This is a genomic window from Gammaproteobacteria bacterium (assembly GCA_019911805.1).
GTDB lineage: Bacteria > Pseudomonadota > Gammaproteobacteria > Thiohalobacterales > Thiohalobacteraceae > JAHJQQ01.
In genome coordinates, this window is record JAIOJV010000074.1 from 125086 (window position 1) to 137356 (window position 12271).

Sequence of the window (12271 nt, forward strand, 5' to 3'; positions counted from 1 at the left end):
GTCTGTCTCTCCCGCTCAGGCAACCGATGGTAGACTCGGCAATAAGATAACTCAAATTCATATTTTTCATGTTATATATAACCATTAAGAATTCCAGTATGAGATTTTCAGTATGGACATCGCCAACCTGCGCGCCTTCGTCGCCGTCGCTGAATCCCAGTCGTTCTCGGCCGCCGCGACCCAGCTGCACCTGACCCAGCCGGCGATCAGCAAGCGCATCGCGACCCTGGAGACGGGCTTCCAGACACGGCTGTTCGACCGCATCGGCCGCGCGGTGGACCTCACCGAGGCGGGTCGGGCGCTGCTGCCGCGGGCGCGGCGCATCCTCGCCGAACTGGACGACAGCCGGCGCGCCCTCGCCGATCTGAGCGGGACGGTCGGCGGCACGCTGCGCCTGGGCACCAGCCACCACATCGGGCTGCATCGCCTGCCGCCGACGCTGCGCACCTTCGCCGCCCGCTACCCCGCAGTCACCCTGGATTTGCATTTCATGGATTCGGAGGCCGCCTGCCACGCGGTGGAGACCGGTGACCTGGAACTTGCCATTGTCACGCTGCCGCCGGAGGCGCACGCCCCACTGGACCTGCGGCCGGTCTGGGACGATCCGCTGGTGGTGGTCTGCGCCCCGGATCATCCCCTGGCGCAGCGCCGCCGGATGCAGATCGCCGACCTCGCCGCCCACCCGGCGATCCTGCCGGCCAGTTCGACCTATACCCGACAGATTGCCGAACGCGCCTTCCACGACCTCGGCATCGGGTTACGCAGTTCGCTGTCCACCAATTATCTGGAGATCATCAAGATGCTGGTGTCGGTGGGGCTGGGTTGGAGTCTGCTGCCGCAGACCATGGTCGACCGGCAACTGCACATGCTGCCGGTGCGTGATCTGCGTCTGCGGCGCACCCTCGGCACCGTCCGGCATCGCGAGCGTACCTTGTCGAATGCGGCGCGGGCGATGATCGAACTGCTGCCCGTCCCCACCCACACGGCCAGCCGGTAGACGGCATCGAGATACCGCCTGACGCACCGGGTTCGGGTGCCGATACGGTGTCGCTGTACCAACGCACCCTGTAGCGGACCTGCTGATTCATCCACGTCATGGGTACCCGGATGCAGGTCCGCTCTCAACCGAACCGAACGGGCTTCAATCTCCTCCAGGCGACTGCCCAGGCGAGCCCACTGATGGCGGCGGCGGCAACATAGGTCCACTGTGCACCGACGGCCGTCCAGAGATAACCCGCCGCCAGGCTCCCGACCGCACCGCCTGCACCGAAACTGAGGCTGCTGTAGAGCGCCTGGCCGCGCCCCTGGTTGCGACCGACGAAGTACTGATGAATGAGGTGGATGGCGACGGCGTGGTGAACGCCGAAGCTTGCCGCATGCAGCAACTGCGCGCCGAGGATGATCGACAGGTGATCACCGCAGCCGGCGATGAGCAGCCAGCGCAGCGTCGTCAGTGCCAGGCTGGCGATCAGCAGCCGGCACGCACCGAAGCGCGGCAGCCAGCGATGCATCATCAGGAACACACCGATCTCGGCGATCACCCCCAGCGCCCAGAGCTGGCCGATGGCGGAGCGGCTGTAGCCGTAATCTTCTAGATAGAGTGTAAAAAAGGTGTAGTAGGGCCCATGGCTGGCCTGCATCAGAAAACACACGAGCAGCAGCGCCACGACCTCGGGGCGGCGCAGCACCTGCCGCAACGGCGCGTGTGGCTGAGACGAGGCCAGTCCCGGGTGATCCGGCACCAGCAGGCTCGCCACCCAGATCCCGCCCAACAACAGCAACAGGATGTAGGGCAGAAGACCCGGGCCGTAGGCGTCCAGCAGCGGTCCCAATCCCGCCACTGCGAGAATGAAGCCGATGGACCCCCACAGGCGGACATGGCTGTAGCGGTGACTGGACGCACCGAGGTGCGAGAGGGTGATCGCCTCGAACTGTGGCAGGGCCGCATTCCAAAAGAAGCTGAAGCCGATCATGACCAGCGCCAGCCATCGGTAGCTGCTATCGACCAGCACACCGGCGAAGATCAGCGCGGCCAGCAGTGAGGCGATCTGGATGATCAGTATCCGCCGCCCGCTGCGGTCGGCAAGCCAGCCCCAGAGGGCGGGTGCGATCAGGCGGGTGGCCATGAGGATCGCGACCAGCTCGCCGATCTCGGCTGCGCCGAAACCCTCACTGCGGAGATACAGGCTCCAGTACGGCAGCAGCGCGCCCAGCGTCGCGAAGTAAAACAGATAAAAGCCGGACAGACGCCAGTAGAGGAAACGCGGTTGAGTCACGACGAAGATATGGGTCCGATGCGGCCGCCTGCCACCGCGAGGATTCTATCAATACTTGAATGGGCCGCGACCGCGGCTGTTGCCAGCCGAGGTCACTCCGCTGCAGCCGGAATGATCGGCGTGCGGGACTTCACGTCCGGATTCTGCGCGCGCTGGCGCAACAGATGATCCATCAGTACCAGGGCAACCATGGCCTCGGCGATCGGCGTGGCACGGATGCCGACACAGGGATCATGGCGGCCGTGAGTGACGACCTCCACCGGCGCGCCGTCGAGGTTCACGGAACGTCCCGGCAGACGGATGCTGGACGTCGGCTTGAGCGCGATACTGGCGACGATGTCCTGCCCGGAAGAAATGCCGCCGAGGATACCGCCGGCATTATTGCTCAGGAAGCCCTGCGGGGTGATCTCGTCGCGGTGCTCGGTACCCTTCTGTTCCACGCAGGCAAAGCCGGCACCGATCTCTACGCCCTTGACGGCATTGATGCTCATGAGCGCGTGGGCGAGTTCGGCATCGAGGCGGTCGAAGATCGGCTCACCGAGGCCGGGAGGCACGCCGTCCGCCACCACCGTGACACGTGCACCGATGGAATCACCGGACTTGCGCAGCGCATCCATATAGGCCTCCAGCTCGGGCACCCCGGCCGCATCCGGCCAGAAGAACGGGTTATCCTCGACCACCGACCAGTCGAAGGCGCGCGGCCGGTTGGGGCCGAGCTGTGACAGGTAACCACGGATGCGCAGGCCGTGGTGTGTGCGCAGATACTTCTTGGCGATGGCGCCGGCGGCCACGCGCATGGCGGTCTCACGCGCCGAGGAGCGGCCACCGCCGCGATAGTCGCGGAAGCCGTATTTCTGCTGGTAGGTGTAGTCCGCGTGCCCCGGCCGAAAGCGGTCGAGGATATTGGAATAGTCCTTGGAACGCTGATCGGTGTTGTGGATGACCAGACCGATGGGGGTGCCGGTGGTGCGGCCCTCGAACACGCCGGAGAGGATCTGCACCGCATCGGCCTCGCGGCGCTGGGTGGTGTGCCGGCTCTTGCCGGGCTTGCGCCGGTCGAGGTCATGCTGCAGATCCGCTTCGCTCAGCTCCAGTCCGGGCGGACAGCCGTCAACGACGCAGCCGATGGCCGGGCCATGGCTCTCGCCGAAGGACGTGACGATAAAGAGTTTGCCGAAGCTGTTTCCTGACATGGCGGCTATTGTAGCCGCTTCACCCGGCGCCGTCGCTACCTCAGATAAAAATTCCTGGCTCCGCGCAGACAGCTCCCACACGGGTGCATACAGAAGCTCCGATCAAACCTCTCGGCGATCATCCATCGAGCATTTCCCTCGATGGGGTAAAGCACGGTGAATCGCAGAAACTGTAAGCTCGACTCCAAGATCGACAATCACGCGAGGAAGCGAACCCTCAAGACCACCTGCTGCTCGATCAGCTGGGGAAGCATGACCTAGTGATTCCGGAGAGCTTGATGTATCGGCACCGCTCCTGGGCCCCTGTTCGGTAGCATGGCATACCCGACGACGCACGAACCAATCGAAAAAAATCAATACAGTATCGTAGACAGACATCACTCAGAAGAGCCACTGCATGTGACCTTTCTATGTGCTGCCAGGGCACGTGCCAGTTCTTGCGCAGCAACCTCGATGCCTGCACGGTTCCAATGCGTATCGTCACGCCAGTAGGTCAGTTCGCCCTGCTGCAGCAGTTCGCGTGAACGCTCGAGCATCGGATTGGTTAAATCCAAGAGCGGCACATCCAGTACAGCTGCAACCTTGGCCAGGTGGTTGAACTGCGCCTGTGGCATCCCGACGGCTGGGTGCTCATCCAGCAATTGCCCGTACACCCGATACTTCTCTGGAACAAACACGATCAGATCGGGCGTTCCCCTAGCAAATTGATCCTGGATATAATTGAAATCGTCATAGCTATCACGCTGCACGACCTCGGTGTAACCTCGCAGGAATATCATCGGCGCGCCTGCGACGTTACTCACGAATGTCACCCCTGACCCCGCATTCGCCATAGTATCGACCTCCGGCACACGCAATCGTTCGATTGCCTGGGTATACAACCCATAGAAGACTTTTGATACCTCGAACGGCGCCTTGATCGCACCGAAATAGGCTTTCACGAACTCTTGGGCGCCTCTCGGCACGGCCTTGCGCGCCGCCAATTCGGCGGGATCGATAAGCTGAAAATCATTGCCTTCGAACATCACCACGACGATGCATGCGTCCCCATCCAGTTCGGTGCGGGCAGCCTCGACGGTATTAGCGTACTGAAACGGGCCCGCCGGGAAACTCATGCTGTAGGCAGCAATACCGTACTCCCGCCTCAGTTGGGCCGTGAGCATATCCGCCTGCGTGTTTCCCGTTCCGACGACGAAGGAATCACCGACAATGAGCAATCGCTCGGATTCGAGATCGGCATCGTTGCGGAATCCGCGGGAATCCGTATTGAAGACGACCTCTCTCGGCTGCGACAGCGCGCGATCAAGACGCGGGTCTATCGCCAGCAGATCACCATGTTGTTCGAGTATTTCGATATGCTGATTTGCACGATAGCGGGTTTCCTCGGCGAGCATTTCATGCGCCCGGTAGTAAGGAGTTATGACACTCCCGCCACTGAGGCGTACAAAGACCTCCAGCGTGAGCACCAGCATGAAAGAGGAAACGACCAGCAGCAAACCATTGCGATGATCGATCAGCAGGGTCACGGCTGCGACCAGCATGACGAATAGCAACCCGTAGGGCGTAATCGGCGCGAAGATCGCAACGACATGAAAGGCGATGAATGCAACCAGAATACGAAGTGCAAACTTTTTCAAAGTCATGGGCAGGCACCCTTGTTTCGATGACCTTCGAATCACCTATGGGTTATAGACAATCCAAAATCCATGGTCAGCGGAAAAACCGGCCATCAATCAAGTTCGAATGCATTCTTATAATCAAGCAGCAGGGACTGGTCCTGTTCCGACTTCTCCAGGATGCAGTTCTCGACCACGAGCACGTCGAGGTTGGTCCCCATGAAGCACCGGAACGCGTCCTCCGGCGTACAGACGATGGGTTCGCCGCGCACATTGAAGCTGGTGTTCACCAGCATAGGACAGCCTGTGAGGCTCTTGAACTTTGTCAGCAGCGCATGATATCGCGGATTGACGTCCTGCTCGACCGTCTGGATACGCGCCGAATAATCGACGTGGGTCACTGCGGGGATTTCTGAACGAGGCACGTTCAGTTTGTCGATGCCAGAAAGGCGCTGCTCATCATCGGTTATCTGTCGCCGCCGCGATGGTTTCACATCGGCGACGATGAGCATATAGGGCGATTCACCATCCAGATCAAACCAGTCTGCGACATCTTCAATCCGCACAGAAGGTGCGAAGGGGCGGAAACTCTCCCGAAATTTGATCTTGAGGTTCAGATCACGCTGCATCGACGGCGAACGCGGATCGCCCAGAATTGACCTTCCGCCGAGCGCGCGCGGACCAAACTCCATTCGACCCTGGAACCAGCCGACCGCAAGGCCGTCGGCGAGTGCCTGGGCCGTGCGCTGTACAGTCTGATCCTCTGACAGAACTTGATACCTGGCACCCGCTGCCGTGAGCCGCCGCTCAACGTCGGCCTGTTTGAAGCGGGGGCCGAGGAACGCGCCCTGCATCCGGTCGCCCTTGCCGCGCGCCTCCCGGGGCAGGCCAAGTTGCATGTGCGCCGCCACCATCGCAGCACCCAACGAACCACCGGCATCGCCAGCTGCAGGCTGAACCCAGATCGACTCGAAGGCACCATCTCGCAGAATCTTGCCGTTGGCTACGCAATTCAAAGCTACCCCGCCGGCCAGGCAGAGATTGGGGATACCGTACTCCTTGGCGAGGGAGCGAGTCAGACGCAGCACGATTTCTTCCGTGACGGCCTGCACGGAAGCAGCGAGATCCATCTGCCGTTGTTCGACCCGATCCTCGGACATGCGGGGTGGTGCACCGAATAACGCGTCGAAACGCGTGTTGGTCATCGTCAGCCCGGTGCAATAGTTGAAGTAGTCCATATCCAGACGAAAAGTGCCATCCGGCTTGAGGTCCACGAGCTTGTCCAGGATCAGGTCCTTGAACCTGGGCTCGCCGTACGGGGCAAGCCCCATAACCTTGTATTCACCGGAATTCACCTTGAAACCGGTATAATACGTGAAGGCCGAATACAGCAGACCCAGGGAATGCGGGAAATGTAGCTCCTTCTGGATCTCCAGGCTGTCGCCGATACCGAGCGCAACCGAGGTCGTGGCCCACTCGCCGACACCGTCCATGGTCAGCACCACAGCCTTGTCGTAGGGTGAAGGGAAATATGCGCTCGCAGCGTGGCTGAGATGGTGCTCCGAGAACAGCAGCCGGCCGGACCAGTCCACACCGGGATAACGCTTCTTGAGCTCACTAGATAGCAAGTCTTTCTGAAAAAGCTTCTCCCTCAACCAGAGCGGAATCGCCATCTTGAAGGATTTGAAGCCCCGCGGCGCATAGGCGACATAGGTCTCCAGCAGCCGCTCGAATTTGAGAAACGGCTTGTCATAGAACGCAACATGATCGATGTCTTCGGGGCCGATACCGGCCTCGTCGAGACAGAACGCCACGGCATTGCGTGGGAAGGATGAGTCATGCTTCTTGCGTGTGAACCGCTCCTCCTGTGCTGCGAAGCGTATTCGCCCGTCCTCGACCAAGGCCGCTGCACTGTCATGGTAGTAAGCCGAGATGCCCAGCACTCGCATGACTCTAGCGCCCTTTAGAACAAAGTGTAGATGAATGGCGCGACCGCTGAGCCCTTGGTCAGCACTACCAACCCGCCGAGCACAAGCATCATGAACATGATGGGCAGCAACCAGAATTTCTTGCGAACCCGCATGAACATCCATAATTCTTTTACCATACTCATCGCATCTCCCCGGCTATCTTAATAGTTTGAATTTTTATTCTGTTTTTGTTCAAAATTGGTTGTCAAAGCTGTCGCGCGCAGGACCTGGCGGATCACGCTTGATCCAATAGGACTCTGCCTCAGGGTCAAATTTCAAACGTAGAAGGTCTTTGCCCAGAAGCCGCATCACCAGCCCAGTCGGAGTCACAGCGAGGTAGAAGAGCAATCCCATGATCAGCGGGCTGATGATGGCGTGCAGCAGGAGCCCGAACCGGAACCAGAGCTGATTGAGCGACGCCAATGCCCAAGGCGTGAGGAAAGCTGCAATCAGGAAGGCAGCCGCAACGCCAAACGACCAGTAAAACGGTGAATGAGAGCGTAGGAGCGGTAACAGACCGATGATCGCGAACACCACCGCAAACACGATACCGAACGACCGCTCGGAGCCTCGCCGCACCTCTGTGCGGTCCACGAGTTCCTCATGCATGCGGCCGGCTTGCTTGGGATTTGTCATACCAATCATCGGATACCGCCCGTTTTATTGTTGTCTAGTCGATCCGGCGCCTTTATTCAAAGATGCGCACCCGATCGCTCCGTCCCACGCTGACCCGGCCCTTGACACGGTTGCGCAGGCTCTGTCCATGACTCGCCACAGGGGCGGCTCCCAATCAGCGTCCGCGGGTAGCGTATGGGGAAGGGTATTAGTCCATTGCTATCAAGTCTATGTAAATGAGCTTGTACGATCACGGAATTTTACTTATATCGCTGTCAGGCAATGCTGAAAACCACAGCCTGCCCCGGCCGCCGGCTAGTCGACACGAGGGCGATATAAGTAATTACAGCGGAATAAATGAGTTACACCGTTAAGCTCACAGCCGATCCAGCCTCAAACTGTAGGAAGCAGGTCAGATGACTTTAGAGAAGCGCTGCTCGCGGCCGGTCTTGAGGTAGCGATCGAACTGCATGCAGATGTTGCGGATCAGCAGGCGGCCGCGCGGCAGCACCCGCAGTCCGTCGCTGCGACGCTCCAGCAGACCGTCGTCCTCCATGGTCTGCAAGGCCGCCAGTTCCGGCTGGAAGTAAGTCTCGAAGCTGATGCCGAAGCGACGGCCGATGGCCGCGTAGTCCAGCTCGAAATTGCAGATCAGCCGGGTGATGACCTCGCGTCGCAGCAGATCGTCGGCCTGTAGCTCCACGCCGCGGAACACCGGCAGCGAACCGGCGTCGATGCGCACCGCATAATCCTCCAGCGACTTGAGATTCTGGCTGTAACTGTTGCCGACCATACTGATCGCGGTCGCACCCATGGCCACCAGATCACAGTTCGCGTGGGTCGAATAGCCCTGGAAGTTGCGGTACAGCGTACCCTCGCGCTGCGCCACTGCCAGCTCGTCGTCCGGGCGCGCGAAATGATCCATGCCGATGTACAGATATCCCGCCCCGGTGAGTTTCTCGATGGTCAGGCCGAGGATCTCCAGTTTCTCCTCGGCGCTCGGCAGCTGCGCCGTGTCGATCTGGCGCTGTGTCTTGAACATCTGTGGCAGGTGCGCATAGTTGAACACGGACAAGCGGTCCGGTCCCGCTGTGATGACCTTGTCGAGGGTCACGGCGAAGCTGTCCAGTGTCTGCAGCGGCAGACCGTAGATCAGATCCACGCTGGCCGACTTGAAGCCCTCGCGGCGAGCCGCGTTCATCACCGCCCAGGTCTCCTCCTCGGACTGGATGCGGTTGACAGCCTGCTGCACGCGCGCGTCGAAATCCTGCACCCCCAGGCTGAGACGGTTGAAGCCCAGCTCACGCAACACCGCAATGGTCTCGGCATCGGCCTCGCGCGGGTCCACCTCGATGGAATATTCGCCGCTGTCGTCGTCGCGCAGCTGGAAGTGCTCGCCGGTCACGCGCATCAGGTCGCGCATCTGCTGATGGCTGATGAAGGTGGGCGTGCCGCCGCCCCAGTGCAGCTGGTCCACCGGACGGCTGCGGTCGAACAGCGCACCCTGCAGCGCGATCTCGCGGAACAGCTGGTCCAGATAGGGAACGGCACGCTTGCGGTTCTTGGTGATGATCTTGTTGCAGGCACAGTAGAAGCACACCGTGTCGCAGAAGGGGATGTGGAAATACAGCGACAGCGGTGCCCCACCCGCATTGCTCGCCTGCGCCAGCTCGCGGTAGCGCGACTCACCGAATTCTTCGGTGAACTGCACCGCAGTTGGATAGGAGGTGTAGCGCGGGCCGCTGGCGTCATAACGCCGGATCAGGTCCGGATCGAATTCGAGTGTCTGGTGCATGCGGGCCTCTCGCGGGTTGCGCTCAATCAACCTGAAAACTCATTTCAGTCACCGAAGCACACGGCAGGCGCTGAAATGAAACCACGTCGTGAAGCCCCGGCTCAGCGCTTGGCGGATGAGAAGGGCTGTAGCTGTGAAGCGTAATGACCTTGTCAGTGTTTTTCCGTGTGCTTCCGTGGCAAATGCGGTTTTCAGGATCATAGGGAATGGTCGGTGACATAGGCGATGACTTATATCAAGCCGACCGGCTCACCTCGGGCCGGTGTTCAACCCCAGTAGATGCGTGGCATTGACCATGCGCAACAGGTCCTTCGAAGACAATACCCGGCCACTCTGTTGCTCGACAATGCGCATGAACGGCAGGTCGATCTTGCCGAACGGGTAGCGACCTGCGATCAACACCTGCTTGAGCGCAACCACATCGCGCTCGAGCAAACTGCGAAAATCCAGGACGTCACCCATGGAGTTCGTGTCGTATTCGTCGGCGACGCGCAGATCGCCGAACTCGAGCCGGGCCTGGTCGAGCCGGTCCACATGCTGTTCAGCGGTCTTGGGACGGTGATCCATATCCTGCTCCGGTGCGCGATTACGTCAAGGCGGCATCGAAATCGGCCTGGTGCTCGGCCAGCTGCTCGGTCGTCAGCAACAGCACGCCGTCGCCCCCGCGGGCGAATTCCAGCCACACGAAGGGAACCTGCGGGAGGCGCTCGATCAGTGCCGGCGCGCTGTTGCCGACTTCGACCACCAGAATGCCCCGAGGGTTCAGATGAGCGCCGGCGGCCTGCAGTATGCGTAGTACGAAATGCAGGCCGTCTTCCCCGCCCGCAAGCCCGAGGACCGGCTCATGGCGATACTCCAACGGCAACGCCGCCATGGCGGCCGCATCCACATAGGGTGGATTGCTGACGATGATGTCGTAGCGGCGCCCCTCGAGTGCGGCGAACAGATCGGATGAGATCAGCTCGACCCGGTCGGCCAGTTGGTGGCGCTCGACATTGCGCCAGGCCACCGCCAGCGCGTCCACCGACAGGTCCGTACCATCGACCCGGGCATGCTCGAAATAATGCGCACAGGCGATGGCGATGCAACCGCTGCCAGAGCACAGATCGAGGACTGCGGACACCCGCTGCGGCTCGATCCAGGGCGAAAACTGTGTCTCGATCAGTTCTGCGATCGGCGAGCGCGGGATCAGCACGCGGTCATCCACGTGGAAAGGCAAACCGGCGAACCAGGCCTCACCCATGAGATAGGCGGCCGGGATCCGTTCCTTGAAGCGAGTGCGCAGCAGGTCGACCACGGCGTGCCGTTCGTCGAGGGTCAGGCTTGCATCCAGGTAGGCGCCGGGCATGTCCATGGGCAGGTGCAGGGCGTGCATCACCAGGATGCCCGCCTCATCGATGGCATTGTCAGTGCCATGGCCAAAGGCGAGTTCATGCTCGTTGAAGCGACTCGCCCCCCAGCGGATGAAGTCGCGCACCGTACCCAGCACCTGCACTACGGAATCCGGATTGTCCATCGTTACTGTTTCCTGGCCCGCGCCTGGCCTGATCGGGCCTTGTATGATAACGGATTCCCCGCCCCCGTGAAGGATCACCGCCCGCTGTCGCCAGGCACTGCCGGAAACGACGGGATAGGCCGGACCGACCGACTGTGGGATAATCCCGCCTCATGCACAGCACCGCACACCGACAAGGGGGCAAAGGCCTGGCCGTCTGGCTCCTGGGTATCGCCGCCCTGGCTGCCGGCCTGTGGCTCGCGTTGCAGTCGCGGCAGGCGCCGCCACCGCCGACGCTCAGCCCCGGTACGGTCCGCCTGGATGAGCCGCGCCCCCTGCAGGCCTTCGACCTCGTCGACCATCATGGTCAGCCCTTCGACCTGGACCGACTGCGTGGGCACTGGACCTTCCTGTTCTTCGGCTACACCCATTGCCCGGACGTGTGTCCGACCACCATGGCCACGCTCAATGCCGCGGCCCGGCGCATGGCCGAACTGGAAGAACCGCCGCCACTGGCGCAGTTCGCCTTCGTCTCCGTCGACCCTGAGCGCGACACGCCCGAACAGTTGAGCAAATTCGTGCCGTACTTCAACAAGACATTTCTCGGCGTGACCGGGACGCCGCCGGCCATCGACGCCTTCACCCGACAGCTCGGCATCATGCATATGAAAGTGGATACCGACAGCCCCGATGGCTATCTCGTGGACCACAGCGCCTCGGTGGTGCTGATCGATCCCCAGGCACGTTTCCACGCCCTGTTTTCCGGCCCGCTGGATCCGCTCGTCATCGCCCGTGACTACCAGCAGCTGACACACTACTACGAGGCCCAGCAATGAGACTCCGCACCCTGCCGTCGATCGCCCTCGCCGCCCTGTTCCACACCGCCGCACAGGCCGCCCCGCTCGTCGTCAATGATGCCTGGGTGCGCGAGGCCCCGCCGACCGCGCAGGTGCTGGCTGCTTACATGCAGATCACCAACCCCGGCGACCAGGCGCGCATCATTACCGATGCCACCAGCGCGTGCTGCCAACGTGCCGAGATCCACCGCACCGAGATCGTCGCTGGCATGGCGCGCATGATCCCGCAGCCGGAACTGACCGTGGAAGCAGGCACCACCGTTGCGCTGGAACCCGGTGGCCTGCACCTCATGCTGATCGCACCGCAGGCGCCCGTGGTGCAGGGTGACCATGTCGTGATTGAACTGCGGCTGGACGACGGCGCGACGCTGGAGGTCCATGCCGAGGTACGCCGTGACGGTGAGCCGGCCACGGACCACAGCCATCATATGCATCACTGACGCCAGCCGTTGTC

At 61.3% G+C, this 12271-nt stretch carries 12 protein-coding genes; 3 read left to right on the forward strand and 9 right to left on the reverse strand.

Annotated features, from left to right (window positions below; genetic code table 11):
- Positions 1 to 112: 112 nt before the first annotated feature.
- The gene (locus tag K8I04_08390) at positions 113 to 997 is read left to right on the forward strand and encodes a LysR family transcriptional regulator (protein ID MBZ0071724.1); all 885 of its coding nucleotides are present in this window, start codon (positions 113 to 115) and stop codon (positions 995 to 997) included.
- A 124-nt stretch (positions 998 to 1121) separates the two neighbouring features.
- Here the strand turns inward: K8I04_08390 and K8I04_08395 are convergent, their stop codons facing one another.
- The 9 genes from K8I04_08395 to prmB all read right to left on the reverse strand — a co-directional run bounded on the left by K8I04_08395 (position 1122) and on the right by prmB (position 10981).
- Positions 1122 to 2276: an MFS transporter gene (locus K8I04_08395; protein ID MBZ0071725.1), complete on the reverse strand. Its 1155-nt coding sequence runs from the start codon at positions 2274 to 2276 to the stop codon at positions 1122 to 1124.
- A gap of 92 nt (positions 2277 to 2368) precedes the next feature.
- Positions 2369 to 3469: a chorismate synthase gene (gene aroC / locus K8I04_08400; protein MBZ0071726.1), complete on the reverse strand. Its 1101-nt coding sequence runs from the start codon at positions 3467 to 3469 to the stop codon at positions 2369 to 2371.
- Positions 3470 to 3846: 377 nt separating this feature from the next.
- Positions 3847 to 5112 carry a hypothetical protein gene (locus K8I04_08405; GenBank protein MBZ0071727.1) on the reverse strand — a complete coding sequence of 422 codons (1266 nt, stop codon included), beginning with the start codon at positions 5110 to 5112 and terminating at the stop codon, positions 3847 to 3849.
- Positions 5113 to 5198: 86 nt separating this feature from the next.
- The gene (locus tag K8I04_08410; GenBank protein ID MBZ0071728.1) at positions 5199 to 7034 is read right to left on the reverse strand and encodes a carbamoyltransferase; all 1836 of its coding nucleotides are present in this window, start codon (positions 7032 to 7034) and stop codon (positions 5199 to 5201) included.
- 14 nt (positions 7035 to 7048) lie between these two features.
- On the reverse strand, positions 7049 to 7198 hold the full coding sequence (locus K8I04_08415) for a DUF5989 family protein (GenBank protein ID MBZ0071729.1): 150 nt from the start codon (positions 7196 to 7198) through the stop codon (positions 7049 to 7051).
- A 49-nt stretch (positions 7199 to 7247) separates the two neighbouring features.
- A complete protein-coding gene (locus K8I04_08420) occupies positions 7248 to 7664 on the reverse strand; it encodes a hypothetical protein (protein MBZ0071730.1) in 417 nt (138 codons plus the stop codon).
- 418 nt (positions 7665 to 8082) lie between these two features.
- A complete protein-coding gene (gene hemN / locus K8I04_08425) occupies positions 8083 to 9465 on the reverse strand; it encodes an oxygen-independent coproporphyrinogen III oxidase (GenBank protein MBZ0071731.1) in 1383 nt (460 codons plus the stop codon).
- Positions 9466 to 9714: 249 nt separating this feature from the next.
- A complete protein-coding gene (locus tag K8I04_08430; protein ID MBZ0071732.1) occupies positions 9715 to 10032 on the reverse strand; it encodes a hypothetical protein in 318 nt (105 codons plus the stop codon).
- 19 nt (positions 10033 to 10051) lie between these two features.
- Positions 10052 to 10981, reverse strand: coding sequence for a 50S ribosomal protein L3 N(5)-glutamine methyltransferase (gene prmB, locus K8I04_08435; GenBank protein MBZ0071733.1), 930 nt, complete (start codon positions 10979 to 10981; stop codon positions 10052 to 10054).
- 152 nt (positions 10982 to 11133) lie between these two features.
- Between prmB and K8I04_08440 the strand changes: the two genes are divergently transcribed.
- Positions 11134 to 11796, forward strand: coding sequence for an SCO family protein (locus K8I04_08440; GenBank protein MBZ0071734.1), 663 nt, complete (start codon positions 11134 to 11136; stop codon positions 11794 to 11796).
- The gene (locus K8I04_08445; protein MBZ0071735.1) at positions 11793 to 12257 is read left to right on the forward strand and encodes a copper chaperone PCu(A)C; all 465 of its coding nucleotides are present in this window, start codon (positions 11793 to 11795) and stop codon (positions 12255 to 12257) included. The genes K8I04_08440 and K8I04_08445 overlap by 4 nt, the downstream gene beginning before the upstream one ends.
- Positions 12258 to 12271 lie beyond the last annotated feature (14 nt).

Excerpts from the sequence above, each read along its gene's own strand:
- K8I04_08390 (MBZ0071724.1), top strand. The coding sequence starts at position 113 with ATGGACATCGCCAACCTGCGCGCCTTCGTCGCCGTCGCTGAATCCCAG.
- aroC (MBZ0071726.1), bottom strand. The coding sequence starts at position 3,469 with ATGTCAGGAAACAGCTTCGGCAAACTCTTTATCGTCACGTCCTTCGGC.
- K8I04_08405 (MBZ0071727.1), bottom strand. The coding sequence starts at position 5,112 with ATGACTTTGAAAAAGTTTGCACTTCGTATTCTGGTTGCATTCATCGCC.
- K8I04_08410 (MBZ0071728.1), bottom strand. The coding sequence starts at position 7,034 with ATGCGAGTGCTGGGCATCTCGGCTTACTACCATGACAGTGCAGCGGCC.
- K8I04_08415 (MBZ0071729.1), bottom strand. The coding sequence starts at position 7,198 with ATGAGTATGGTAAAAGAATTATGGATGTTCATGCGGGTTCGCAAGAAA.
- K8I04_08420 (MBZ0071730.1), bottom strand. The coding sequence starts at position 7,664 with ATGCATGAGGAACTCGTGGACCGCACAGAGGTGCGGCGAGGCTCCGAG.
- hemN (MBZ0071731.1), bottom strand. The coding sequence starts at position 9,465 with ATGCACCAGACACTCGAATTCGATCCGGACCTGATCCGGCGTTATGAC.
- K8I04_08430 (MBZ0071732.1), bottom strand. The coding sequence starts at position 10,032 with ATGGATCACCGTCCCAAGACCGCTGAACAGCATGTGGACCGGCTCGAC.
- prmB (MBZ0071733.1), bottom strand. The coding sequence starts at position 10,981 with ATGGACAATCCGGATTCCGTAGTGCAGGTGCTGGGTACGGTGCGCGAC.
- K8I04_08440 (MBZ0071734.1), top strand. The coding sequence starts at position 11,134 with ATGCACAGCACCGCACACCGACAAGGGGGCAAAGGCCTGGCCGTCTGG.
- K8I04_08445 (MBZ0071735.1), top strand. The coding sequence starts at position 11,793 with ATGAGACTCCGCACCCTGCCGTCGATCGCCCTCGCCGCCCTGTTCCAC.